This is a genomic window from Leclercia sp. M-A074-M, from assembly GCF_965195605.1.
Classification (GTDB): Bacteria; Pseudomonadota; Gammaproteobacteria; order Enterobacterales; family Enterobacteriaceae; genus Enterobacter.
Window position 1 is genome coordinate 240,367 of the sequence record NZ_CBDAHM010000007.1, and the last position, 25,664, is coordinate 266,030.

24 protein-coding genes are annotated in these 25,664 nt (G+C 58.2%); 15 read left to right on the plus strand and 9 right to left on the minus strand.

All coding sequences use genetic code 11. The features are described 5' to 3' along the window. The first annotated feature begins 183 nt into the window (after positions 1-183). The 5 genes from yajD to pheP all read left to right on the plus strand — a co-directional run bounded on the left by yajD (position 184) and on the right by pheP (position 7,655). Positions 184-528, plus strand: coding sequence for an HNH nuclease YajD (yajD, locus tag ACOKCT_RS15920; RefSeq protein ID WP_103178545.1), 345 nt, complete (start codon positions 184-186; stop codon positions 526-528). A 120-nt stretch (positions 529-648) separates the two neighbouring features. Continuing rightward, positions 649-1,443, plus strand: coding sequence for a hypothetical protein (locus tag ACOKCT_RS15925; protein ID WP_139156322.1), 795 nt, complete (start codon positions 649-651; stop codon positions 1,441-1,443). 440 nt (positions 1,444-1,883) lie between these two features. Further along, on the plus strand, positions 1,884-4,070 hold the full coding sequence (locus ACOKCT_RS15930; RefSeq protein WP_214421687.1) for a TonB-dependent receptor: 2,187 nt from the start codon (positions 1,884-1,886) through the stop codon (positions 4,068-4,070). Between the two features lie 119 nt (positions 4,071-4,189). Then, a complete protein-coding gene (locus ACOKCT_RS15935) occupies positions 4,190-6,163 on the plus strand; it encodes a PhoX family protein (RefSeq protein ID WP_103178548.1) in 1,974 nt (657 codons plus the stop codon). Between the two features lie 103 nt (positions 6,164-6,266). Continuing rightward, a complete protein-coding gene (gene pheP, locus ACOKCT_RS15940) occupies positions 6,267-7,655 on the plus strand; it encodes a phenylalanine transporter (RefSeq protein WP_420193648.1) in 1,389 nt (462 codons plus the stop codon). A 44-nt stretch (positions 7,656-7,699) separates the two neighbouring features. Here pheP and ACOKCT_RS15945 read toward each other — a convergent pair whose 3' ends face one another. Next, positions 7,700-7,999 (minus strand): helix-turn-helix domain-containing protein, encoded by a 300-nt coding sequence (locus tag ACOKCT_RS15945; RefSeq protein WP_103178550.1) that lies wholly within the window; start codon positions 7,997-7,999, stop codon positions 7,700-7,702. Continuing rightward, the gene (locus ACOKCT_RS15950; protein ID WP_103178551.1) at positions 7,987-8,349 is read right to left on the minus strand and encodes a type II toxin-antitoxin system RelE/ParE family toxin; all 363 of its coding nucleotides are present in this window, start codon (positions 8,347-8,349) and stop codon (positions 7,987-7,989) included. The genes ACOKCT_RS15945 and ACOKCT_RS15950 overlap by 13 nt, the downstream gene beginning before the upstream one ends. Before the next feature lie 253 nt (positions 8,350-8,602). Between ACOKCT_RS15950 and ACOKCT_RS15955 the strand changes: the two genes are divergently transcribed. From ACOKCT_RS15955 to ACOKCT_RS15970, 4 genes are all read left to right on the plus strand, one after another. After that, positions 8,603-9,841, plus strand: coding sequence for an MFS transporter (locus ACOKCT_RS15955; RefSeq protein ID WP_420193649.1), 1,239 nt, complete (start codon positions 8,603-8,605; stop codon positions 9,839-9,841). 14 nt (positions 9,842-9,855) lie between these two features. Beyond that, on the plus strand, positions 9,856-10,881 hold the full coding sequence (locus ACOKCT_RS15960; RefSeq protein ID WP_420193650.1) for a sugar phosphate isomerase/epimerase family protein: 1,026 nt from the start codon (positions 9,856-9,858) through the stop codon (positions 10,879-10,881). Beyond that, positions 10,874-12,016 (plus strand): Gfo/Idh/MocA family protein, encoded by a 1,143-nt coding sequence (locus ACOKCT_RS15965; protein ID WP_420193651.1) that lies wholly within the window; start codon positions 10,874-10,876, stop codon positions 12,014-12,016. The genes ACOKCT_RS15960 and ACOKCT_RS15965 overlap by 8 nt, the downstream gene beginning before the upstream one ends. A gap of 75 nt (positions 12,017-12,091) precedes the next feature. Further along, positions 12,092-13,066, plus strand: a complete 975-nt coding sequence (locus ACOKCT_RS15970; RefSeq protein ID WP_103178554.1) for a LacI family DNA-binding transcriptional regulator — start codon at positions 12,092-12,094, stop codon at positions 13,064-13,066. Here ACOKCT_RS15970 and ACOKCT_RS15975 read toward each other — a convergent pair whose 3' ends face one another. Both ACOKCT_RS15975 and ACOKCT_RS15980 read right to left on the minus strand, forming a co-directional pair. Then, positions 13,067-14,311, minus strand: a complete 1,245-nt coding sequence (locus ACOKCT_RS15975; protein ID WP_156654027.1) for a mechanosensitive ion channel family protein — start codon at positions 14,309-14,311, stop codon at positions 13,067-13,069. Between the two features lie 66 nt (positions 14,312-14,377). Further along, on the minus strand, positions 14,378-15,814 hold the full coding sequence (locus ACOKCT_RS15980) for an MFS transporter (protein ID WP_420193652.1): 1,437 nt from the start codon (positions 15,812-15,814) through the stop codon (positions 14,378-14,380). Positions 15,815-15,921: 107 nt separating this feature from the next. On the opposite strand from ACOKCT_RS15980, the gene ACOKCT_RS15985 reads away from it, so the two are divergent. From ACOKCT_RS15985 to ACOKCT_RS15995, 3 genes are all read left to right on the plus strand, one after another. Further along, positions 15,922-16,788 carry a helix-turn-helix transcriptional regulator gene (locus ACOKCT_RS15985; protein WP_103178557.1) on the plus strand — a complete coding sequence of 289 codons (867 nt, stop codon included), beginning with the start codon at positions 15,922-15,924 and terminating at the stop codon, positions 16,786-16,788. 137 nt (positions 16,789-16,925) lie between these two features. Further along, complete coding sequence (locus ACOKCT_RS15990) at positions 16,926-17,255, plus strand: type II toxin-antitoxin system RelE/ParE family toxin (protein ID WP_103178558.1); 330 nt, start codon at positions 16,926-16,928, stop codon at positions 17,253-17,255. Then, the gene (locus ACOKCT_RS15995) at positions 17,236-17,523 is read left to right on the plus strand and encodes a helix-turn-helix domain-containing protein (protein ID WP_103178559.1); all 288 of its coding nucleotides are present in this window, start codon (positions 17,236-17,238) and stop codon (positions 17,521-17,523) included. The genes ACOKCT_RS15990 and ACOKCT_RS15995 overlap by 20 nt, the downstream gene beginning before the upstream one ends. Positions 17,524-17,559: 36 nt before the next feature. On the opposite strand, the gene nfsB is transcribed toward ACOKCT_RS15995, so the two are convergent. The 3 genes from nfsB to ACOKCT_RS16010 form a co-directional block, all read right to left on the minus strand. Next, on the minus strand, positions 17,560-18,213 hold the full coding sequence (gene nfsB, locus ACOKCT_RS16000) for an oxygen-insensitive NAD(P)H nitroreductase (RefSeq protein WP_156654030.1): 654 nt from the start codon (positions 18,211-18,213) through the stop codon (positions 17,560-17,562). A gap of 76 nt (positions 18,214-18,289) precedes the next feature. Continuing rightward, positions 18,290-18,661 carry an MmcQ/YjbR family DNA-binding protein gene (locus ACOKCT_RS16005; protein ID WP_420193653.1) on the minus strand — a complete coding sequence of 124 codons (372 nt, stop codon included), beginning with the start codon at positions 18,659-18,661 and terminating at the stop codon, positions 18,290-18,292. Continuing rightward, on the minus strand, positions 18,651-19,241 hold the full coding sequence (locus ACOKCT_RS16010) for a TetR/AcrR family transcriptional regulator (RefSeq protein WP_156654031.1): 591 nt from the start codon (positions 19,239-19,241) through the stop codon (positions 18,651-18,653). Before ACOKCT_RS16010 ends, ACOKCT_RS16005 begins: the two co-directional genes overlap by 11 nt. Before the next feature lie 190 nt (positions 19,242-19,431). Here ACOKCT_RS16010 and ACOKCT_RS16015 point away from each other — a divergent pair, with 190 nt between their 5' ends. Both ACOKCT_RS16015 and ACOKCT_RS16020 read left to right on the plus strand, forming a co-directional pair. Then, a complete protein-coding gene (locus ACOKCT_RS16015; RefSeq protein WP_420193654.1) occupies positions 19,432-20,535 on the plus strand; it encodes an MBL fold metallo-hydrolase in 1,104 nt (367 codons plus the stop codon). A 32-nt stretch (positions 20,536-20,567) separates the two neighbouring features. Next, the gene (locus ACOKCT_RS16020; RefSeq protein ID WP_103178564.1) at positions 20,568-20,909 is read left to right on the plus strand and encodes a RamA family antibiotic efflux transcriptional regulator; all 342 of its coding nucleotides are present in this window, start codon (positions 20,568-20,570) and stop codon (positions 20,907-20,909) included. A gap of 8 nt (positions 20,910-20,917) precedes the next feature. Here the strand turns inward: ACOKCT_RS16020 and ACOKCT_RS16025 are convergent, their stop codons facing one another. Further along, entirely contained in the window at positions 20,918-21,160 is a 243-nt protein-coding gene (locus tag ACOKCT_RS16025; RefSeq protein WP_103178565.1) for a DUF1158 domain-containing protein, read from the minus strand. Positions 21,161-21,653: 493 nt separating this feature from the next. Here ACOKCT_RS16025 and ACOKCT_RS16030 point away from each other — a divergent pair, with 493 nt between their 5' ends. Continuing rightward, complete coding sequence (locus tag ACOKCT_RS16030; protein ID WP_412531201.1) at positions 21,654-24,356, plus strand: cation-transporting P-type ATPase; 2,703 nt, start codon at positions 21,654-21,656, stop codon at positions 24,354-24,356. A 40-nt stretch (positions 24,357-24,396) separates the two neighbouring features. On the opposite strand, the gene ACOKCT_RS16035 is transcribed toward ACOKCT_RS16030, so the two are convergent. Next, entirely contained in the window at positions 24,397-25,518 is a 1,122-nt protein-coding gene (locus tag ACOKCT_RS16035; protein WP_420193655.1) for a YbdK family carboxylate-amine ligase, read from the minus strand. Between the last annotated feature and the right edge of the window lie 146 nt (positions 25,519-25,664).

The window sequence follows — 25,664 nt, forward strand, 5'->3', positions numbered from 1 at the left end:
CTAAAAGTGACCCAATCTTTCGGGGGGCTGCTGTACGCATACGCGAGGGGCTGGCTGAAGAAACCGCGGCGAATGACCAGAAAACGGTTTACAAAATCGCGCGAAACCTCGTTTAACCTTCGGTTCCATTCTGCGATATAGTAGGGGCATTCTCGTCTCACCTTCTGACAGGTAACACCGGCAATGGCTCTGATCCCCAAAAACTACGCGCGGCTGGAAAGCGGCTACCGTGAGAAAGCCCTCAAAATCTATCCCTGGGTATGCGGACGCTGCTCGCGGGAGTTTGTCTATTCAAACCTGCGTGAACTGACGGTTCACCATATCGATCATGACCACACCAATAACCCGGAGGATGGCAGTAACTGGGAGCTGCTGTGCCTGTTCTGCCATGACCACGAGCATTCGAAGTACACCGAAGCCGACATGTACGGAACTACCGTGGTGGCGGGCGAGGATGCGCAAAAGGATGTGGGGGCAGCCACCTACAACCCCTTTGCCGATCTGAAATCGATGCTCAACAAAAAATAATCATTGAGTTTTCCAGGCCGGGCAAGCGACGCGGCCCCGGCAACGCCCGAACAGATAACGGGTGAGTCTTCAGAGGGAATGATGTCCGGTATTGCGCATTACTATGTCCAGCAGCAGAGCATGAACACGCAGCAAGTGGCGACGCTATCGGCTCAGACCGCCTCTTCAGGGGCGTCGCAGACCAGCGTCCCGGCCTCTTTTCAGCAGGTATCCCACGCATCGCAACCGATCGTTTCGCAGCCCGCTATCCCGACGCTCAATTCCGCTGATACCCGCCAGACCGCCGTTGCCGCGACGCCCGCCTCGTTTGGTCAGCTGGATCAGTACGCCCGTATCCAGGGCTGGAGTGAGAAGCAAATCGCGTTGATGAATCGCCTGTCAGCGTACAAAAACAGCCGCTCCGGTCCCGCCTGGCGGGCGCCAGGCGCAGGTGTTCGCGGGATTCGCAATAACAACCCCGGCAATCTGGAAGCCAGCTGGGCATTTAGCTGGCTGGGGCAGAATGGCACTGACGGGCGTTTCGCCACCTTTGCCACCCCCGAACACGGGATACGCGCGCTGGGGGTCAACCTGCTCTCCTACCAGCGACGCGGGCTGGATACCATCAGCAAAATTATCTCCCGCTGGGCGCCACCGCAGGATAATAACGATACCACCGCCTATATCCAGAATGTCAGCCAGGCGCTCGGCGTCTCGCCCACCACCCGGCTGGATGTAACCTCGCCTGAGATATTACGCGCCCTCAGTAAGGCGATTATTCGTCAGGAAAACGGCAATGTGCCGTTTTCGGATGAGGTCATCAACAGCGGCGTCTTTTCGGCGCTGGGGATGGCGGAGCTGTCTGGTGCCCAGCCTGCGGTGTTGAAAAGCATGCCGGTTGACTCCCCCTTTGTGTTGCAAGCCCGCAAAGAGTAACCCGCGCTCATCTCCCTTTTTACTTTGTTGCTCCTGTTTACACTTGATCATATAAAGATAATGAGTATAGTTCTCATTCTCTTTAGTGTTTGTGGGCACGTATGGACCTTCCCGCAGCAACAGTGAGGCAGCTCTCACACGGAACACTGAGCGTTAACGGGAGACGCTGCCCTGGCCTGACGGCCTGACACCAAAATCCAAATCGCAAACCGATGCGATGCAGGCGTCCTCTTCATACTTTTGCACGGTAAAGGATGTTCCTGATGAGCCAAAAATTGTCCGCCCCAACACCTGCTTTAGCCCCCACGCAGACCAGCGTCGTCAAACGCTGTCTGGCTAACGAGCCCGACAGCGTGGCCCGTATCGCTCTGAAATAGTCTTTTTATAACAACGAAGGCCCGGCGACGGGTCATTTTGCGCGCACGTTGAAAGAGTTAATCATGAACAACACCAGAAAAATGAACAAAACGCTGCTGGCTCTCGCCATCGGCGCCATCGCCCATTCCGCCGTCGCGGCGGAGAGCAAAAAAGAAGAGACCCTCGTGGTGCAGGCCGCACCCAGCGATTTTAAACCCGGCGGCGACCAGCTGGTGCCGGCCTTCCTTGACGGGCAGGTGGCAAACGGCGGGCGCATGGGGATGCTCGGGCAGCAAAATGCCATGGACGTACCGTTTAACATCATCAGCTACACCTCGAAGCTGGTGGAAGATCAGCAGGCGCGCACCATAGCCGACGTGGTGGCTAACGATGCGGGCGTCCAGTCCGTGCAGGGCTACGGCAACAGCGCGGAGAGCTACCGCATTCGCGGCCTGAAGTTCGACGGGGATGATATGACCTTCGGCGGACTCTCCGGCGTGCTGCCGCGTCAGGTGGTGGACGCGCAGATGGTAGAGCGGATTGAGATCTTTAAAGGGGCCAACTCCCTGATGAACGGTGCGGCCAGCTCCGGCGTGGGCGGGATGATCAACCTTGAGCCGAAACATGCAGGCGCCACGCCGCAGGCGAAAGTGGGCGTGGACTACACCTCCGATTCTCAGATTGGTACTACCCTGGATGCCGGACGTCGCTTCGGTGACAACGACCAGTTTGGTGCCCGCGTCAACGTGGTCCACCGGGAAGGGGAAGCCCCGGTCGCCAACGACCGCCGCCGCACCACGCTGCTCTCCACCGGCCTCGACTATGCGGGCGATAACTTCCGCAGTTCCGTGGATCTGGGTTATCAGAAAAAAACCTTCCACGGCTCGGAGACCGGGGTCAACGTCTCCGGCGTGGATTTCGTGCCGGAGCCGCCGAAAAACGATCGTAACTACTCCCAGAAGTGGGCCTACAGCAATATCGAAAACGAATTCGGCATGTGGCGCAGCGAGTATGACATCACCGATAACTGGACCGCCTATACCGGTCTGGGGGCACAGCACGCCCATGAAGAGGGGCTTTACAGCGGTGCGAAGCTGGTGGACAGGAGCGGCAAAGCCACCGCAACCCGCCTGGATACCAACCGTATCAGCGACAGCGTAAGCGGCATGGCGGGCATTCGCGGTAACTTCGATACCGGCTTTGTGTCGCACAAGGTGAACGTCGGCTACTCGGCGATGACCAAAAACGAAAAAATCGCCTGGAAGATGTCCGCCGCGAAAGATAACCCGGTCACCAACATCTACCACAACACCGGCGTGGATGCGCCGCCGAGCACCAACTTCAACGGCTCAGGCGGCAACTACAGCGATCCGCTGACCAGCGGCCGCACCCGCACTCAGGGCTGGCTGCTGAGCGACACCCTCGGCGTGCTGGACGATAAACTGCTGTTTACCGTCGGGGCCCGTCATCAGAAGGTGGTGATCCGCGGCTATAACAAAATCACCGGGATGGAAAATGCGGCTGACAGCTTCGATGGCGACCGCTGGATGCCTACCTACGGCGTGGTCTATAAGCCGTGGGAGACGGTCTCGCTCTATGCCAACCACACCGAGGCGCTGCAGCCGGGTAAAACCGCGCCAAACACCGCCATCAACTACGGTCAGAGCACCGGTATCGTCCACTCGAAACAGAACGAAGTGGGTGTGAAGGCCGATTTCGGTCGCGTTGGCGGCTCGCTGGCGTTGTTTGAGATCAAAATGCCGTCCGCCATTCTCGACAGCCAGACCAAATACTACGGTCTGGATGCCGAACAGCGTAACCGCGGTGTGGAGCTGAACATCTTTGGCGAGCCGATGCTGGGCCTGCGTCTGAACGCCAGCGCCACCTGGCTGCAGGCGGAGCTGACCAAAACCAACAACGGCGTAAACCAGGGCAACGACGCGATTGGCGTGCCGAACTTCTACGGCGTGCTGGGGGCCGAGTATGACATCAAACCCGTCGATGGCCTGACCGCCACCGCCCGGGTGAACCACTCTGGCTCACAGTATGCGGATCTCGCCAACAGCAAGAAGCTGGATAGCTACACCACGCTGGATCTGGGTGTGCGTTACCGCTTCGCGGTGAACAATGACCAGAACCAGATGACCGTTCGCGCCGGGATCGAAAACGTCACCGATGAGAACTACTGGGCAAGCGTGGATGACAGCGGCACCTACCTCTTCCAGGGTGAGCCGCGCACCTTTAAGGTCTCTGTCGGCTACGAATTCTGAGTTCGTTCTTTATTAGTGGGGCAGGGATGCCCCACTGTCCGACTGTTATAAAAATGTAATCAATTGTTCTTATAGTGTTCCCACTTTATCGTTTCTTAGCCAAAAGAAAGGAAGCCATCGTGGGTAAACCTCTTAAGTCCGTATTCAAAAAAGAACATCGTGACGATGTCAGCAATCCCAGCGCTAACCCGGTATTTTCCAGCGTGGCGGAGATGTTCCTCTCCCGCCGTCGCTTCTTGCAGATGGGCGCCGTAGCCGGTGCCGCCGCCTCTTTCCCGTTCCTGCTCAAGCCTGAAAGCGCCCTTGCGGCGGTTTCACAGCCTTCCGCTCTGAGCAAGGCGGTTTCGCTCGGCTTTACCAGCATTCCGGTCTCCACCGACGACACGGTGAGGGTGCCGGAGGGCTACATCGCCCGGCCTTTCTACCGCTGGGGCGACGCCACCGGCATCAAGGGTGCCATGCCGGCGTTCAAATTTGACGCCAGTAACACCACCGACGAGCAGGCGGCCCAGGCGGGCATGCACCATGACGGTATGGCGTGGTTTAGCCTGCCGCAGGGGGAGGAGAACCCCGGCCACGGCCTGCTGGCGATGAACCATGAGTATATCGACAACGGCATGCTCTTTACCGACGGCACCGCCAACTGGAGCCTGGACAAAGCGCGTAAAGGCCAGAACGCGATGGGCGTGTCGGTTATCGAAGTGAAAAAGAACGGCAGTGACTGGGAAGTGGTGCGCCCTTCCAGCTTCGCCCGCCGCATCACGGTCAACACCCCGATGCAGATCACCGGCCCGGCGCGTCAGCAGGAGTTAATGAAAACCGCCGCCGATCCGCAGGGCGAGCGGGTGCTCGGTACCATGCAGAACTGCGCCAACGGCCACACGCCGTGGGGAACTTATCTCACCTGCGAAGAGAACTGGTCAGATATTTTTGTTAAGAAAGGCGAGCGGAACGCGCTGGAGAAGCGCTACGGCATCAGCGACAGCGATGAGTCCTACCGCTGGAGCGAAGTGGACGACCGCTTCAACGTGGATAAAACCCCTAACGAGCCGAACCGCTTTGGCTGGGTAGTCGAGATCGACCCCTACAACCCGGACTCGACGCCGCGCAAGCACACCGCGCTGGGGCGCTTCAAACATGAAGGCGCCGCTGTCACCCTGGCCGCCGATAAGCGCGTGGTCACCTACATGGGCGACGACCAGAAGTTTGAGTACATCTACAAATTTGTCTCCGACAATAAATATAACCCGGCGGATCGCGACGCCAACATGCAGCTACTGACCACCGGCACGCTCTACGTCGCCCGCTTCAACGACGACGGCTCCGGCGAATGGCTGCCGCTGGTTTTCGGCCAGAACGGGCTGGATAAGAGCAAAGGCTTCGAAAGCCAGGGCGATCTGCTGATCAAAACCCGTCTGGCGGCCGACGCGGTGGGCGCGACCAAAATGGACAGGCCGGAGTGGATCGCGGTCGATCCCCACAGCAGCGGCAGCGTCTACTGCACCCTGACCAATAACAGCGATCGCGGTAAAGAGGGCAAAGCGCCGGTGGACGCGGCCAACCCGCGGGCCAATAACACCTTCGGTCACATCATGCACTGGCTCGAAGAGGGGAGCGATCCCGCGGCCCTGCGTTTCAAATGGGATATTCTGGTGCTGGCCGGACGCACGGAGACGACGGATGAAAAGGCGAAGGGCAGCATGAAGGGGGCCGAATTCGGCAGCCCGGACGGCCTGTCGTTTGACCATCAGGGCGTGCTCTGGATCCAGACTGACGTCTCCTCCAGCACCATTAACAAGAAAGCCTACGAGGGGATGGGCAATAACCAGATGGTGGCGACCATTCCGGGCACCAACGAGTATCGCCGCTTCCTGACGGGCCCGCGCGGCTGCGAAATTACCGGCATCGCCTTCACGCCGGATAACCGCACGCTGTTTATCAATATTCAGCATCCGGGTGAGGGCGGGGACGACATTACCGACCCGGCAAACCCGCGCGCCGTCTCCAACTGGCCGGACAACAACCCGAACGGACGTCCCCGGGCGTCAACGGTCGTCATCACCAAAGCGGACGGCGGCCTGATCGGTTCGTGATCCCCTCCCGCCGGGCAGCAGCCGTTGCCCGGCGTTTAACTTGCTCCCGTCTGCCTGAAGTGTTAAAAGGTGCCCCTTCCTCAAAAAGAGACAGGGCCAGGCCGTGAGAAACGCCTCATCCGCTTCAGACAAAAGTGCTGCTGAAGCCGCGTCGGAACAGACACCGACGCTCCATCGTGGTTTACAAAATCGACATATTCAACTTATCGCTCTCGGTGGCGCTATCGGCACCGGACTGTTCCTCGGTATCGGGCCCGCGATTCAGATGGCCGGCCCCGCCGTGCTGCTGGGCTATGCCATTGCAGGCATGATCGCCTTTCTGATCATGCGCCAGCTCGGTGAGATGGTGGTTGAAGAGCCGGTCTCCGGCTCCTTTGCCCATTTCGCCTACAAATACTGGGGCCCTTTTGCGGGCTTCCTGTCGGGCTGGAACTACTGGGTGATGTTCGTGCTGGTGGGCATGGCGGAGCTGACCGCCGCGGGCATCTATATGCAGTACTGGCTCCCGGACATACCCACCTGGGTCTGGGCCGCGGCGTTCTTCATCATCATTAACGCCGTCAACCTCGTGAATGTGCGCCTGTACGGTGAGACGGAGTTCTGGTTTGCCCTGATCAAGGTGCTGGCGATTATCGGCATGATCGGCTTTGGTCTGTGGATGCTCTTGTCCGGGCACGGCGGCGAGCGGGCGACTATCGACAACCTGTGGCAGCACGGCGGCTTCCTCGCCACCGGCTGGAAAGGACTGATACTGTCCCTGGCGGTGATCATGTTCTCCTTTGGCGGACTGGAGCTTATCGGCATTACCGCCGCCGAAGCCCGCGATCCGCACAAGAGCATCCCGAAAGCGGTCAACCAGGTGGTCTACCGTATTTTGCTGTTCTATATTGGCTCGCTGGTCGTCCTGCTGGCGCTCTACCCGTGGGTGGAGGTGAAGTCGGACAGCAGCCCGTTCGTGATGATTTTCCACGATCTGAACAGCAACCTGGTGGCATCGGCACTTAACTTCGTGATTCTGGTGGCCTCGCTGTCGGTCTATAACAGCGGCGTTTACTCCAACAGCCGGATGCTGTTTGGCCTCTCCGTGCAGGGCAACGCCCCGAAATTTTTAACCCGCGTCAGCCGTCGCGGCGTGCCGGTTAACTCGCTGCTGCTCTCCGGGGGCATTACCTCCCTGGTGGTGCTGATCAACTATCTGCTGCCGCACGAAGCCTTTGGCCTGCTGATGGCGCTGGTGGTGGCAACGCTGCTGCTGAACTGGATCATGATCTGTCTTGCCCACCTGCGTTTTCGCGCGGCGATGCGCCGCAAAGGGCGCGAGACGCAGTTCAAAGCGCTGCTCTACCCGGCGGGTAACTACCTCTGTATCGCCTTCCTGGCGATGATCCTGGTGCTGATGTGCACCATGGATGGCATGCGCACCTCGGCGATCCTGCTCCCGGTGTGGATTGTCTTCCTGTTTGCGGCGTTTAAACTCTCCCGCAAAAAGTAGTGCGGTTTCTGCCCGGCGGCGCTGCGCTTGCCGGGCAGAAATAATCAAATGTGGAATGCGACCCGCTTGCCGGTAGGCAATATGACATCAATACTCACTTCGCCACCTAAAGCTGTAACGTAGCGTTTCAGGGTTGAAAGGCGTGGATCATTATCCGGCTGCTCTATTTTCGCAACAGTAGGTTGTTTAACGCCCATCGCGGCGGCAAGCTCTGTTTGCGACATATTGAGCTCTTCACGCAGTTGGTTGAGCGCAACAATAATGCGTAATTCTTCAACCTTAGCGGCTATCCGCTCCTGGCTTTCTTCACTCTGCTGGGCCATCAGTTCTTTTAACGTTGCCATTTGGCCTCCTTACTCGCCAGATATTTGCTGAACTCAGCGTCAGCTATGTTAATCATACGTTTATAGAAACGCTTATCACCCGCGCCTGTCTTGTTGCCAGCGCATAAAATAATGGCCTGACGCCCGGGATCAAAGGCAAAAAAAGCGCGAATCGGATCGCCTGCATGCTGAATGCGTAGCTCTTTCATATTGGTGTATTGCGATGCCTTAACGGTATCAACCCATGGTCGCCCCAGTTGAGGGCCATACTCAGAAAGAATATGCAACGCTGCCAGGACATCTTCTTTCAGGTCTTGTTTCTGATGGTGAAACCATTCGTCAAACATATCCGTTGTTTCGACTTCCCACATAGTGATTTCCTTATAGCCTTCTGGCTATAAAATAATATAGCCAAAAGGCTATACCTGCAACTGCCCAGCCTCCATAAAAACCGTAGGCCGGGTAAGGCGAAGCCGCCACCCGGCACCCCCGCACACCCCACTTCACCTTTATCGTGACCCCTCTCGCACTTCTTAACCGATCCCCAGGATCTTTGTTTTGTAATCGATTACTTTTCACTTGATGCGATTTGTAATCGATTACTTTTTACGGGTGGGGCTTATCATGGTGTCGACAACTGAAAGTAGTGGAAAGGTGACAGGGGAGTACCGGCTGCTGGTACCGCGCCTCTCCCTGATGATGTTCCTGCAATTTTTTATCTGGGGTAGCTGGTCGGTAACGCTCGGTCTGGTGATGACCCAGCACAACATGTCATTGCTGATTGGCGACGCTTTCTCCGCCGGGCCGATCGCCTCTATTTTATCGCCGTTTGTGCTCGGAATGCTGGTGGACCGCTTCTTCGCCTCGCAGAAGGTGATGGCGGTGATGCACCTGGCCGGGGCGGCGATCCTGTGGTTCGTGCCGGGGGCGCTGATCGCGGAGAACGGCGCGCTGCTGATCGGCTTGCTGTTTGGCTACACGCTTTGCTATATGCCGACCCTGGCGCTGACCAATAATATCGCTTTCCACAGCCTGGCGAACGTCGACAAAACCTTCCCGGTGGTCCGCGTATTTGGCACCATCGGCTGGATTGTCGCGGGGATCTTTATCGGCGTTACCGGCGTGGCCGCAAGCATCACCATCTTCCACGTGGCGGCGGCCAGCTCCGTCCTGCTGGCGCTCTACAGCCTGACGCTGCCGCACACGCCTGCCCCGGCCAAAGGGATGCCGGTGAAGGTGCGCGATCTCTTCTGCGCCGACGCCTTCGCCCTGCTGAAAACCCGTCACTTCTTTATCTTCTGCCTGTGCGCGATGCTGATCTCCGTCCCGCTCGGCACCTACTACGCTTATACCGCCTCTTACCTGGCGGATGCCGGGATCGCGGATGTCAGTACCGCCATGTCCTTCGGCCAGATGTCCGAAATCTTCTTTATGCTGGTGATCCCGCTGCTGTTCCGCCGTCTGGGCGTTAAATACATGCTGCTGATCGGCATGCTGGCGTGGTTTGTCCGCTACGCGATGTTTGCTCTGGGGGTAAATGAAGAGGGGCGCATCCTGCTCTATCTCGGCATCCTGCTGCATGGCGTCTGCTATGACTTCTTCTTTGTGGTGGGCTTTATCTATACCGACCGCGTGGCGGGCGAAAAGGTCAAAGGCCAGGCGCAGAGCATGATCGTGATGTTCACTTACGGTATCGGCATGCTGCTAGGCTCGCAGATTTCCGGCGCGCTCTACAACCGCCTGGTGGCGGGGCAGGCCGTGCCACAGGCGTGGGTAACATTCTGGTGGATCCCGGCGGTGGCTGCTGCTGTGATTGCACTCGTTTTCCTTGTCTCGTTCAAATATGACGATGACAAGGCGTAATTTCTGGAGGTGGTATGAGGACGATTAAAGGCCCGGGTATTTTTCTGTCGCAGTTTATCGGGGCACAACCCCCGTTCAACACCCTCGACGGGCTGGCCGGTTGGGCGGCGGAAAAGGGCTACAAAGCGCTGCAAATGCCCTGCAACCATAAAGCGATTTTTGACGTCGAGCAGGCGGCAGAGAGCCAGACCTACTGCGACGAGATAGGCGGCAGGCTGGCGGAGAAGGGGCTGGTCATCAGCGAGCTCTCCACTCATCTGGAGGGGCAGCTTATTGCGGTCAATCCGGTCTACGACGAGGCGTTCGATAACTTCGCTCCTCCGGCGGTGCGCGGTAACGCCAGCGCCCGCCAGGCCTGGGCGACCGATATCGTGAAAAAGGCGGCGGTCGCCTCGGCACGGCTCGGTTTAACCGCCCACGCCACCTTCTCAGGATCGCTGGCCTGGCCGTTTATCTATCCCTGGCCGCCACATAACGAGACGCGTTTTGCGGAGGCGTTCAGCGAGCTGGCCCGCCGCTGGCGACCCATTCTGGATGCGTTCGATGAGCAGGGGGTTAACGTCTGCTATGAAATTCATCCCGGAGAAGATCTGCACGACGGCGTCACCTTCGACCGTTTTCTGGCGCTGGTAGACAACCATCCGCGCTGCAACATGCTTTACGATCCAAGCCACCTGCTGTTGCAGCAGATCGATTATCTGACCTGGATCGATCACTACCACACCCGCATCAAGGCGTTTCACGTTAAGGATGCCGAATTCCGTCCCAACGGGCGCAGCGGGGTGTATGGCGGCTATCAGAGCTGGATCAACCGCGCCGGACGCTTCCGTTCGCCGGGGGACGGGCAGATCGACTTTAAGGGCATCTTCAGCAAGCTGACCCAGTACGACTACGACGGCTGGGCGGTGCTGGAGTGGGAGTGCTGCCTGAAGGAGGGCGAAACCGGGGCGCGGGAAGGGCGCGAGTTTATCTCCCGCCACATTATCCCGGTGTCCGATCGGGCATTTGATGATTTTGCCGCAGGAGAACTTCATGATTAACGTCGGCATTATCGGCAGCGGCTTTATCGGCCCAGCGCATATCGAAGCCCTGCGCCGCCTGGGGTATGTGCAGGTGGTCGCCCTCTGCGATGGCTCGCTGGAACAGGCGCAAGAGAAAGCCCGGGCGCTGAACATTCCTCACGCCTACGGCAGCGTGGATGCACTGCTGGCGCACCCGGAGCTGCACGTGGTGCACAACTGCACCCCTAACCATCTGCATGCGGCGATCAACCGCCAGATCCTGCGTGCCGGTAAACATGTTTTCTCCGAAAAGCCGCTGTGCATGACCCCAGACGAGGCGCGGGAGCTGGTCACGCTGGCGGAACAGGCGGGGGTGCTACACGGCGTGAGCTTTGTCTACCGTCAGTTTGCGATGGTGCGCCAGGCGGCGAGCATGGTGGCGCAGGGCTCCCTCGGACGGCTCTTTGCCGCCCACGGCAGCTACCTGCAGGACTGGATGCTGCTGGAAACCGACTACAACTGGCGAGTTGATGCGGCGCTCGGGGGCGCATCGCGGGCGGTGGCCGATATCGGCTCCCACTGGTGCGACACCATTCAGTTTCTGACCGGGCGGCGCATCACCGACGTGATGGCCGACCTCTCCATCGTCTGGCCGACCCGCAAGGCGAATCTGGCCGGGAATCAGACCTTCAGCCAGGCGGGCGAGGCGGTATATGAAGACAAACCCGTCACCACCGAGGATTTCGGCTCGGTGCTGTTCCGCTTCGACGATGGCAGTAAGGGCAGCTTTACCGTCTCGCAGGTGAGTGCCGGACGTAAAAACCGCCTCAGCCTGGAGGTGAACGGCAGCGATTGTTCCGTGGCCTGGGATCAGGAGGTACCGCAGCAGCTCTGGGTGGGCCATCGGGCGCAGGCCAATCAGACGCTGACGGACGATCCGGGCCTGATGAACCGCGACGTGGCCGACAGCGCCCACTTCCCGGGCGGCCATATCGAAGGCTGGCCGGACGCCTTTAAAAATATGATGGCGCACTTTTATCAGGCAGTACAGACGGGCAGGATGCCGGAGAAGCCGGTGTTCGCCACCTTCCATGACGGAGCGAGCGTCATGTATATCATTGATGCGATAGTCAAAAGCCATCAGCAGCAGCGCTGGGTCGCAGTCGCGCAGTAACACGTTGCCCGGTGCGCCGGGCAGCCCATTTATGGTAGCCTGCTGCAAACGCAAACCGCAGGATCACTCGTCGCTATGTCAATTCAGAAAATCGCCCAACTGGCGGGCGTCTCGGTGGCGACGGTATCGCGCGTGCTGAATAACAGCGATACCGTCAAAGCCAAAAACCGCGATCGCGTCTTGCAGGCGATTAAAGAGGCGAACTATCAGCCCAATCTTCTGGCCCGCCAGCTGCGCACGGCGCGCAGCTATATGGTGCTGGTGATGGTTTCCAACATTGCCAACCCGTTCTGCGCCGAGGTGGTGAAGGGCATTGAGGAGCAGGCGGAGAAAAACGGCTACCGCATTCTGCTGTGCAACTCCGGCTCCGATATTGAACGCTCCCGCTCGGGGCTCAGCCTGCTCTCCGGCAAAATGGTCGACGGCATTATCACGATGGATGCCTTCACCCGCCTCCCCGAACTGGCGGCACTCATCGGCGATGCCCCCTGGGTACAGTGCGCCGAATACGCCGATGCGGGTGCGGTCTCCTGTGTGGGGATCAACGATGTCGACGCCTCCCAGCATGTGGTCAGCCGTCTGGCCGACGGCGGGCGACAGCGGATTGCGCTTATCAACCACGATCTGAGCTACAAATATGCCCGCCTGCGCGAGCGGGGCTATAAAAGCGTGCTGCATCTGCGCGATCTGGCGTATCAGGCGGTAGAGTATGCGAGCGATCTGAGCGCGGCGGCCGGGATGACGGCGATGAGCAAACTGCTGGCAACAGAGCCGCGCCCGGATGCGGTATTTGCGGTCTCCGATACCCTGGCCGCGGGAGCGTTACGCGCTATCGAAAAGGCCGGGCTGCGCGTGCCGGAAGATATCGCGGTGGTGGGTTTCGATGGCACCGAGCTGTCGGAGATGGTCTCGCTGACCACCATTGAACAGCCATCGCGGGATATCGGGCGCAAGGCGGTCGATCTGCTGCTGAACAAAATCGACAACCCCGATGCGCCCACGGAGCGGGTGATGATGAACTGGCGCTTTATTTCCCGCGCCAGTACCTGATTATTTCGCCAGCACGCCGGCCAGGGAGCGAATATCGTTCCCGGTGGGCGACTGGTGAATACGCAGGCCAAATTCATCGATCACCGCAAAAATATGGTCGAAAATATCGGCCTGAATCGCCTCATATTCCGCCCAGATGACGGTGTTGGTGAAGGCATAGATTTCAATCGGCAGGCCGTTGGCGTCGGGGGCTAACTGGCGCACCATCAGGGTCATATCCTGGCGAATACGCGGATGGTTGCGCAGATATTCATTCAGATAGGCGCGGAAGGTACCAATATTGGTCATCTTACGCAGGTTCAGCACCGATTCGCCTTCCCCGTTTTGCTGATTCCACAGGGTGATTTCCTCATGGCGCGTGGCCATATAGGGCTTGAGCAGCTTCGCCTGAATCAGCCGCTGCTGTTCCTGTTCGTCGAGAAAATGAATGCTGGTGGTATCAATATTCAGGCTGCGCTTAATCCGTCGTCCGCCGGAGGCTGACATGCCGCTCCAGTTGATAAAAGCGTCGGAGACCAGCGCCCAGGTCGGGATGGTCGTAATCGTGTTATCAAAATTGCGCACCTTGACGGTGGTCAGGCCGATATCGGTCACCGTGCCGTTCGCGCCATATTTCGGCATCTCCAGCCAGTCGCCGAGCTTGAGCATATCGTTGGCCGAGAGCTGAATACCCGCCACCAGCCCGAGAATGGGATCTTTAAACACCAGCATTAATACGGCTGCCATCGCGCCCAGGCCGCTAATCAGAATGGCGGGAGACTGACCGATCAGCAGAGAGATAATCAGGATCCCCACCAGAATGGCGCTCACCAGCTTGATCCCCTGGAAGATGCCTTTCAGCGGCAGCTGGGAGGCGGTCGCCATTTTTTGCGACAGGTTGAATATCACGTCCAGCAGCGAGAAGAACGCCAGCAGGGCATATACCATCACCCACAGCTTCGCGCAGGTGGTTAATATCTCTGCCGCGTCGCTGCCTTTTTGCAGCCACAATACCGCCTGAACGTTGACGATGATCCCCTGCAGGGTAAAGGCCAGGCGGTGAAATAACTTATTCTCGGTAATGATTTGCAGCCATAAATGGCTGCTGGCCCGGGCCCGTTTCTCGAAGGCCCGCAATACCACTTTGTGCAGAATAAAGTGAATAATCAGCGAAGTAAGAAAAATAATTCCAAAGATAATCACGAGGGAAGTGGTGTGATTAATTTCAATTCCTGACTCTTCGACCAGGGAAATAAACTCCTGCATAACATCTCCTGTATTAAAGCAGCCGCCATAATGGCGGCTGCGGATCGATTATGCAAACCCAGGGGTTTATCGGGACGCGTGGCAGGCTTTCGTGACCGGCAGGCTAAGGCGATGGCGCAGCCGCAGGGTCGCCAGCGCCAGCACCACCATCATGCCCGTTTCTACCGCCAGGAAGAGGTTAATCGCCTCCGCGTAATCCCCGTGATGGTTTTGCAGGGCGTGGAGCAAAATCGCGCCAAATATCGCAGGCCCCAGGCCGAGCGCCGCCTGTTGCAGGGTGCTGAGAATGGCGCTGGCGGCCCCGGCGTCATCGGGCTGAATATCGCGCATGCCGATGCGGTAGAAACTGTTCACAATCAGTGCCTGGCCGTAGCCCACCAGCCCGGTGGCCGGGGCGAGGGTCAGGGCGGTGTTCTCCAGTCCCCAGATGCGGAAGGTGGCGATCAGCGCCAGCAGGCCGGTTATCTGGATTGCCAGGCCGGTAAGCAGAAGGGTGCTGGTGCTGTAGCGGGCAATCAGGCGCGGGGCAAACCACGCCGAGACAAAATAGGTCACGCCCAGGGCGATAAAGCTGTTGCCGGACTGCCACGGCGCCATCCCCAGACCGGTCTGCATGGTCAGCGCCATGCAGAACATAAACCCGGACCAGACGCTGAAAAAGAGCAGCGCAATCAGCACGCCAAAGCGGATGCTGCCGAGCTGCATTAAGCGTGGCGGGATCAGCGGGTGGGGCCCTTCGCGCTCTTTTTTACGCGCGTTCAGCGCCATCAACCAGGCCAGAGGGACAATAGCGACCAGCATCGCCTTCAGCGGCCACGACCAGTGCCACTGGGGCCCCAGCGCCATCGGGAACAGCAGACAGCAGAGGATCGCGGCCAGCAGCGCAGTACCCGGCCAGTCGATGCGCGACGGCGTATCGCGACGGGTTTGCGGAACAAAACGGCGGCTCAGGGCCAGCACCAACAGGCAGATCGGCACGTTGATAAAGAAGGCGTTGCGCCAGCCCAGCCCGGCGATATCCGCCGACACCAGCCAGCCGCCGCCCATCTGCCCGACAATAAAGGCGATCCCGCCGATGCCGCCAAACAGGCTGATGGCTCTGGCGTGGGCGGTGCCTTTCAGGGTCACGTGAAGGGTGGCAAGAATTTGCGGCACGATCAGCGCTGCGCCCGCGCCCTGCACGATGCGCGCGGCCAGCAGTTGCTCGATATTGCCCGCCATCCCGCACAGCAATGAGGCCAGGCCGAAGCTCGCCACGCCCCACATAAACAGACGGCGGCGCCCGAGGTTATCCCCCAGCTTGCTCCCGAGCGCCAGACAGACGGCGAAGGCCACCCCGTAGAGCGCCACAATCAGCTCCAGCTCGGTGGCGGTGGCATGCAGCGAGTGGGTGATGGAATCCAGCGCCACGTTGGTGATCGAGGTATCGATCAGCGGCAGCATCTGGCCGGTTAACAGCAATATCAGGCCTGCACGGCCCGGTGAAACAACTGACCTATTCATGGTGACTCCATTGCGTCAAACAGCGTAGCGTCGTAGCATCAACCATCTGATAAACGGGTACCAGTTCTTGCTTATACTGGTACTGGCACTACCATGCAGGGGGCACTATGGCGCTGATGTCTGAACCGGTCACCGCACTGCAGGATGACACCCGAAAACAGCTGGGGGCTTTTCTACGCGCCCGACGCGAAAGCCTCGATCCGCAGCGTCTTGGCCTGCCGCGCAGCGGTCGCCGCCGCACGCCGGGCCTGCGGCGTGAAGAGGTGGCCATGCTGGCGGATGTGGGCGTCACCTGGTACACCTGGCTCGAGCAGGGCAGGAATGTGAATCCGTCCAGCGCGGTGATGGCGGCGGTAGCGAAAGCGCTGCAATGTACCCCGACCGAAGCCCGCCACCTCTTTCTGCTGGCCGGCCTGCCGCCGGGCGAAGCGCCGCAGGCGGTCTGCTGTGAGGGGATCAGCGAAGGCACCCGCCGTCTGCTCGATACCCTGATGCCAAAACCCGCCAGCATCCAGAAACCGAATTTCGATATCGTGGCGTGGAATGACAGCTTCGGCCACCTGATGGGCGTCGACTTTAACGCCATTCCGCCGGAAGATCGCAACTGTATCTATCTCTTCCTCACCCATCCCGCGTGGCGCGCCCGGCTGGGCAAGCGTGATGACGTGTTGCCCATTTTTGTCTCCTATTTTCGCGCGGCGATGGCCGAGCACCGGGGCGACCCGCAGTGGGAGGCCAAACTGGCACGCTTCTTTGCAGTATCTGAAGAGTTTGAAACCCTGTGGCACCAGCGCAACGACGTGCGCGGCGTGGAAAACCAGCTCAAGCTCTTTACCCATCCCGAACTGGGCGATTTTCATCTCCAGCAGATGTACTGGTACTCTGCTCCGCGCAACGGCTCGCGGCTGCTGGTCTATCTGCCGGTGGATGAGGCGGGAGAGAGGGCAATGGCGTGGCTGGCTGCACAGAAATAATTTCTGCGAGGGGCTTTCAGGGAATAGAAGTCACTCCGGTCTGACCTGGATAAAGGGGGTAAGGTAAATCACGAAAGGCAAAATTAGCCTTTAATGCAAATTGCCTTACATGCTAATATCTTCAGGGATGAAAAATCGTGTTCAGACTTATCGTTCATCAGGCAGTCAGAGAAGAGATCCTCTCGTTGCCTGCAGGCGTACAGGCGAAGCTGATTCGTCAGCTTGATAAATTGCGTGCTAACCCAACGGCACTTCGGGAGCCCGACAGCAAGCCATTACCCCATGGTTTGTTTGAAATAAGAACCGTCGGTCTGATTCATAGTCGCGGGATCTATGTGTATCAGCGGGAAAAAACAATTTATCTGCTGCGTGTATTTATCAAGAAGATGAAGAAAACGCCTTCTGCTGAAATCCGTCTGGCACTGAAAAGACAACAGGAGATGTTGGATGAGCAAGAAGATCATTGACTGGGATACGTTAAGAGCGGAGCTGTTAAGCGATTCAGATGTGCAGGCTGCCTTTGACGCCGAAGAGCGTAAGGCGCGGCTGCAGGAGATGCTGGCACAGTGGCGCAAACAGGCGGGACTGACGCGTGCTCAGGTGGCGGAGCGCATGGGGGTCAGCGCGCCAACCGTCTCCCGAATGGAAGCCAATATTACCCGGGCGAGTCTGGATACCTTAACGCGTTATGCGTTGGTGTGCGGCGTTAAGCATCCGCAGATTACGCTCTATTGAAAACAGGCACGCCGGAACCCAGCGTGCCAGTAGTCATTAGCACTCAGTCACAATCGTGCTCAGCGGCAGACGCGATTTCGGCAGCGTGGCGTTGAAATCTTCCACGCTGTGATGCCCGACCGGCACCACCACCAGGCTGGTGAAGCCTTTCTCTTTCAGACCAAACTCTTCGTCGAGGATGGCGGCGTCGAAACCTTCAATTGGCACCGCGTCCAGACCCATTGCGGCCACGCCCAGCAGGAAGTTGCCGACGTTCAGGTAAACCTGTTTTGCCATCCACTGGTGGTCATCTTTCAGATCGACACGGTGCATATCGGCGAAGAAGGTGCGGCCCTTGTGGTTAGCGGCTTTCGCTTCCGGGGTGGCGAAACGGCCATCGGCCTCTTCCTGATCCACCACGCGGTTCAGCCAGGCATCGTCCATCGCGGTTTTGGCGCAGAACACCACCACGTGAGAGGCATCCAGCATTTTGCGTTCGTTGAAGACAAAGCCACCGGCTGCGGATTTCGCCACGCGCGCTTTGCCTTCTTCGGTGCTGGCGACGATAAAGTGCCACGGCTGCGAGTTGGTGCTCGACGGGCTGTACTGCAGCAGGGTTTTCATTTTTTCTGCCTGGTCGGCAGTCAATTTTTTGCTCGGATCAAAGGCCTTCGTTGAGTGACGCTTTAAGGCAACAGAGATGATATCCATAACGACTCCTGGGGTTTAATGCAAAAGGGAAAATGATACAAAGGGAAAGGAACAAAGGTAAGGGCATTCCGAGCGCTTAAGGGCCCGGACGCAGACGTTTTTGCTCTTTTTTTGGCAGCTTATCCACCACCAGATGCCACGAATCATTGACCAGATCGGCTATCAGCTCAGGAGTGATATCCTCCGCTGCATAAACCGAGATCCAGTGCTTTTTATTCAGATGGTAGCCAGGCTCAATGCTCCGGTAGATCTGCTGGTTGAGCAGCGATTTTTGCGGGTCGGACTTCAGGCTGACATGCAGGCGCCCGTGTGCGACGCCAATCAGCATAAAAATCTTGCCGCCAACCTTAAACACATCGTAGTCCGGGCCAAACGGCCAGCACTGTTCGGTAAAGGGCAGCTCCAGGGCCACCTGTTTTGCGCAGGCGGCGAGGGTTTTACTGTCCATCGCTATCCTCTTCGGCCAGCGCCCGCCACATCGCTTCAAAACCCAATGCCTTAAATTCGGCTGCGCGGGCCGGTTCGCGAGTAGCGAAGGACATGGTGGTCTCCGCCAGGGATAAAAAGAGCGCGTCGCCAAACAGCCGGAACTCTTCCGACATAAACACCGGGCGGATATGGCGACGGCACAGCTCGTGCAGCTCCGGGAACATCTCGTGTACCGCCTGCTCGGTTTCGGCGTTGATCTTCTCGCTCACCCCAAGCTGGCGGATGGCGCCGTGGGCCACCGGATTGCGGATCCCCCAGTCAACGTAGCTGTTCCAGATATTGCGGGTATGCTCTTTTGGCTGGGTCAGGGCGCGATCCATATTCGCCAGCATAGTCTGGCACAGATCCTGCTTCAGGTGCAGGTAGAGGGCGTTAAGCAGGTCGTCTTTGGTAGCGAAATAGCGAAACAGGGTGCCTTCTGCCACGCCCGCACTGCGGGCGATTAACGCGGTAGAAGCCGCAATGCCGGACTGGGCAAACGCGCTGGTTGCCGCGTCCAGCAACGCCAGTTTTTTATCTTCACTTTTCGGACGAGCCACTGCATTTCCTCCAGGTAATGTGCAAAAACCCCGATTGAATCATGCCCTTTGTGGGGCTGCAACGTGGAATGTCAAAGATCTTAAAACGTCTTGACGACTTTCACATCACTTCTATAATGAGTGCTTACTCACTCATAATCAAGTTTTGCCCGCGCAGGCCATCGGATGGGGCGCGAATTCGGGTCGGGATATGAAAAAGCGTTTTTTTGTTAGCGTGGTGGTAGTGATGATGATTGCATCCGCGGCGAGTTTGCCGTTTGTACTCAATGCCGGGTTCGGCCAGCCGCCACAGGGCGCGCAGCTGAATGAGTTTGCCGCCTCGCCGCAATATCGCGACGGCCAGTTCCATAACACCTTGCCGACGCCCGGCTTTACCGGCAATAAGAACATGCTGGCGGCGTGGTGGGATTTTCTGGTGACGAAGCGTGAGAACGCGCGTCCGGCCCAGCCGCTGCCGCTGGTGAAAACCGATCTGGCGCAGCTGCCCCTGGATCAAGAGACGCTGGTCTGGCTTGGCCACTCCTCGTGGTATCTGCAGCTGGCAGGCAAACGCATTCTGATCGATCCGGTATTCAGCAACTATGCCGCACCTTTCTCTTTTCTCAATAAAGCCTTTGCCGGGGAGTACCCGTGGTGTGCCGAAGAGATGCCCGATATCGATCTGCTGATTATCTCGCACGATCACTACGATCATCTCGACTACGCCACCATCAAAGCCCTGTTGCCCAAAGTGAAGCGCGTGGTCACGCCGCTCGGGGTGGGATCGCACCTGCGCTACTGGGGCATGGAGCCCTCGATCATTGAGGAGCGGGACTGGGAGCAGTCGGTGCGGATCAGCGACGATCTCACCGTACATGTCCTGCCGGCGCGCCACTTCTCCGGGCGCGGGCTCAAGCGCAACCAGACGCTGTGGGGCAGCTTTATGTTTGTCACCCCAGAGACGAAAGTGTTCTACAGCGGTGATTCTGGCTATGGCCCGCACTTTAGCGCCATTGGCGAGCGCTTCGGCGCCGTCGATCTGGCGATCATGGAGAACGGCCAGTATGACCAGGACTGGAAGTACATCCACATGCAGCCTGCCGAAACGGCGCAGGCGGCGGCGGATCTTAATGCCAGCGCGGTCGTACCGGGCCACTCCGGGCGCTTTGTGCTGGCAAAACACACCTGGAACGACCCACTGATCCAGCTTACGCAGGCCAGCAAGGATAAAAAATATCGCCTGCTGACCCCGGAGCTCGGTGAGCCGGTCAGGGTAGATGATGCCACGCAACAATTTCGTGCGTGGTGGGAATAATGTTAAATCGAAGAGCAGAGGGGGAGAGCAGCATGACTATTTCCGCTCAGGTTATCGACACCATTGTCGAGTGGATCGACGACAACCTTCATCAGCCGTTGCGTATCGAGGATATCGCCCGACATGCGGGCTACTCCAAGTGGCACTTACAGCGGCTGTTTATGCAGTACAAAGGCGAGAGTCTGGGGCGCTATATTCGGGAACGTAAGCTGCGGCTGGCGGCGCGGGATCTGCGTGAATCGGATGAAAAGGTCTACGATATCTGCCTGCGTTACGGCTTTGACTCCCAGCAGACCTTTACCCGCGTCTTTACCCGCACCTTTAACCAGCCGCCTGGGGCGTATCGCAAGGATAACCACAGTCGCGCGCATTAACGGCAGGCTTAATGCGCAAACCAGCGGCGCCAGATGAACCGCAGAATAAAGAATTCAATGGCGCCGAGCAGTAAAAACCACAGGCAAAAGATGATGGTGTAAAGCTGATTCAGATCCATCAGATGGAAGAGGGTCATCAGCTTTTGCGCCACCACCAGCCCCAGCGACGGCGCAGGCAGTAACAGAACGGAGAGAAAGGCCATCAACAAAATGCCGCCTGCCGTTAACAGCGATTCTAACGGGTGTCTCATGATTATGTTAATCGTCAGTTAAAAATAACATTGTCACGGATAGGGCTTCGTAAAGCAATATCAACCGTCAGACGCAGGCGCGATAAATAATTGTCCGCTAATTCGCTGTTATTTCCCCCGCCAGAAAGATCTCTATTCAATTAACCTGCATTAATGTCAATTATTGTCACCCTCCGGCAAAGACTTTTACAAAGGTATAGGTGCTCATTCCAATTAACGTCGCAATAACAATGGCAACGAAAATATATAACGCCAGACGTCGTCCTCGATAAATCCCAAACATGGTTCCCTCTCGTTTAGTTTCGGTTTAGAAATAATTTGTAAAAATCGCTCTGGTGAAATGAGACGTTACCGGTTTAATGCCGCCGACAACAATAATAGTGCGATAAATTAATTTTCCTGACAACTCAATATTGTCGACAGATTTATAAAAGCAGAGATGGAATTCAGGCTTTTGCTCACCGCAAACTGAAGGAGCTGAAATATGACCAAAATGCACCACACCCAGACGCCGCCTCCTACCACGCCAGACATGGCCTATCAGCAGACCGTAGAGCAGACGCTTGCCGCGCAGCAGAGCACCGCGGCGGGTCTGAGCCGCGCACAAGCACAGGCGCGGCTGGACAAACATGGTCCCAACGCGCTGCCGGAGAAAAAAGCCAGACCGGCCTGGCTGCGTTTTCTGGCCCATTTTAACGATGTGCTGATTTATGTATTGCTGGCCGCTGCACTATTAACGGCAATAATGGGCCACTGGATCGATACCCTGGTTATTCTGGGTGTGGCGGTCATTAACGCGTTGATTGGTCATATTCAGGAAAGTAACGCCGAAAAATCACTGAACAGCATCCGGAATATGCTCGCCAGCGATGCCCGTGTTATTCGTGACGGCGATCATGAAACAATACCCACAACTGAAATAGTTCCCGGGGATATTATTTTCCTGCGTGCCGGGGATCGTATTCCGGCCGATATGCGTTTAATTGAGGCACATAATTTACGCGTTGAAGAGGCTATTCTCACCGGCGAATCGACGGTGGTGGATAAACACACCCAGCCGCTGAACGGGGAATTACCGCTCGGCGACCGCACCAACCTGGTCTTCTCCGGTACCACGGTGAGCGCAGGCGGCGGCGTTGGGGTGGTCATTGCCACCGGCCAGGAGACCGAACTGGGCCACATTAACCAGATGATGGCCGGGATTGAAAAGCATCGCACCCCGCTGCTGGTGCAGATGGACAAACTCGGCAAGGCCATCTTCGGGATCATCATGGCGATGATGGCCGCGCTGTTCGTCTTTAGCCTGCTGCTGCGCGACATGCCGATCGGCGAGCTGCTGCTCTCTTTGATTAGCCTGGCCGTGGCGGCGGTGCCGGAAGGTCTGCCTGCCATTATCTCGATTATCCTGTCGCTGGGCGTGCAGGCGATGGCCCGCAAGCGCGCCATCATCCGTAAACTGCCCACAGTCGAAACGTTAGGAGCGATGACCGTGGTCTGCTCGGATAAAACCGGCACCCTGACCATGAACGAGATGACCGTTAAGGCGATCATCACCGCCGACAGCTGCTACCGCGTTGAGGGCGACAGCTATGCCCCGGAAGGCAACATCTCTCTGGAGGGCAGCGACGAGCCGGTGAAGATCCAGCCCGGTACGGTGCTGGAGCACTATCTGCGTACCATCGACCTGTGTAACGACAGCCAGATGATTCAGGACGAGCGCGGCCTGTGGCGTATCACCGGCGGGCCGACCGAAGGCGCGCTGAAGGTGCTGGCGGCAAAAGCGCAGCTGGCGCCGGTCACCACCACGCTGATTAACAAGATCCCGTTCGACTCCCAGTATAAGTACATGAGCACCCACTATCGGATAGGGGATGAGGAGCAGATCCTCATCACCGGCGCGCCGGACGTTATTTTCGCTCTCTGCGCCCGGCAGCAGACCCGTAACGGTGCCGAAGCCTTTAACCGCAGCTACTGGGAAGCCGAGATGGAGCGTTATGCGCGCCAGGGGTTGCGTATGGTGGCGGCGGCGTACAAACCGGCGAACGGTGAGCAGACCTTAACCCACGACGACCTCAGCCACGGCCTGATCTTCCTCGGTATCGCCGGGATGATGGATCCGCCGCGTCCGGAAGCGATCGACGCCATTCATGCCTGCCAGCAGGCGGGGATCCGCGTCAAGATGATCACCGGGGATCACCCGCAGACGGCCATGAGCATCGGCCAGATGCTGGGGATCGCCAACAGCGGCCAGGCGGTGACCGGCTCCCGGCTGGAACAGATGGATGATAGCGAGCTGGCACAAGCGGCGGTGGAGTACGATATCTTCGCCCGCACCAGCCCGGAGCATAAGCTGCGTCTGGTGAAAGCCTTGCAGGAGAAAGGTGAAATCGTCGGCATGACCGGCGACGGCGTAAACGATGCCCCGGCGCTGCGCCAGGCGGACGTGGGCATCGCGATGGGCATTAAGGGCACGGAAGTGACCAAAGAGGCGGCGGATATGGTCCTGACGGACGACAACTTCGCCACCATCGCCAGCGCGGTGAAAGAGGGGCGTCGCGTCTACGACAACCTGAAGAAGACCATTCTGTTTATCATGCCGACCAACCTCGCGCAGGGGCTGCTGATTGTGATTGCCCTGCTGGCGGGGAACATCATTCCCCTGACGCCGGTGCTGATTTTGTGGATGAACATGGCGACCTCCGCCACGCTCTCCTTCGGGTTGGCATTTGAGGCCGCCGAGCGCAACATCATGCGTCGCCCGCCGCGTCAGACCGGGCAGCACGTGATGGATGGTTATGCCGTCTGGCGCGTGGCCTTCGTCGGCACCCTGATTGCCGTCGCCGCCTTTGCGCTGGAAGCCTGGCTGGCTCCGCGCGGCCACAGCGCGGAGTTCATCCGCACCGTGCTGCTGCAGATGCTGGTCTGTGCCCAGTGGGTCTACATGATTAACTGCCGCAACACCGAAGGCTTCTCCCTGAACCGCGGTTTGCTGGCGAACAAAGGCATCTGGCTGGTGACGGGCGTGCTGTTGCTGCTGCAGCTGGCGATTATCTACCTGCCGTTTATGCAGATGCTGTTCGGCACCGAAGCGCTGCCGCTGCGCTACTGGGGTGTAACCCTGGTGACCGCGGGCGCGATGTTCTTCATTGTCGAAATCGAGAAGCGACTCACCCGCAGGTTCCGTAAGGCGGCATAACGTTTGCCCCTCTCCTTTGGGAGAGGGGGAAAGAGAGCGATTACGGACTCGTCGCCCACAGCTCGGCATGTTTTTGCACCAGAGAAATGAGCGAGCCGCCGTCGGCGATAAAGTCCCGCATGCGCTGCGCCTCGCTCTTCTCCTGTTTCAGGCTCTGGGCAATCTCTTCAATCGCACTCGACGCCCCGAGCTTTGCGGCAGAAGGCGCGACGCGCTCCAGCAGCCAGGCGAGATCTTCTGCAATGGTTTTCTGCTCCCCGGTATGGACGTCCGTCAGGATCCCCTCCAGCCCGTAGCGGCAGGCCTGAAAACGGTTAAAGCGGTAGAGCAGAAAATCCCGCTCCTGATGCTTGTAAGGCCGGGTGGTGAGCAGCCAGTGGGAGGTGGCCTGGATCAGCCCGGCGATATTGATGGCATGGGCGAGGGTCAGCGGCGTGTCCATCACCCGTACCTCTACGGTGCCAAAATGGGGGCTGGGGCGAATGTCCCAGTGCAGATCTTTAATGCTGTCGATCATGCTGGTATGGCTCAGGCGGCGGAACAGCCCTTCGAACTCCTGCCAGCTGTTGACCCACGGCATCAGGCCGTTATCCGGAAAGCCGGAGAAGATATTGAGGCGCGAAGAGGAGAATTTGGTGTCGGTGCCCTGCATATAGGGCGAGCTTGCCGCCAGGGCGATAAAGTGTGGCACGAAGCGCGACAGGCCGTGCAGCAGGTAGATGGTGTCATCGCCAGTGCGACAGCCCACATGAACGTGCTGGCCGAAGACCGTGGCCTGCAAAATCAGATAGCCAAAGCGCTCCAGGGTGGCGTTATAACGCTCGTCTTCGCATACCTCCTGACGCTGCCACTTCTGAAACGGATGCGTGCCGCCGCCGCAGATCTGGATATGGTGCTCCGCCGCCGCGCGCAGGATACTCTGCTGCATGGCGGAGAATTGCGTCGCCGCCTGGTCGATGTTCTGGCAGACGCCGGTGGCGATCTCCAGCATGCTTTCGGTGATATCGTGCTTCACTTCACCGCTTTTGATGTCATCTTTCACGGCGGCGATCAGGGCGGATGAGTCCTGGCTCAGATCGTAGCCCGGCGGGTTGACGACCTGGAGTTCAAGCTCAATGCCGAGGGTGTAGGGTTCAGAGGATTTAAAATCGGGTAAAGGCATGGCGCACTCCGTTGTCTGTGATGAGTTGAGTATAGACAATGGGTGAAGTTCTCCCTTTCCCTATGGAACAGGCCCAGTCTACCTTGACGCTCCAGAGTCGTTATCGCTATTAATATTGGCCTGATTATTAATATTAAGGTGCAAGT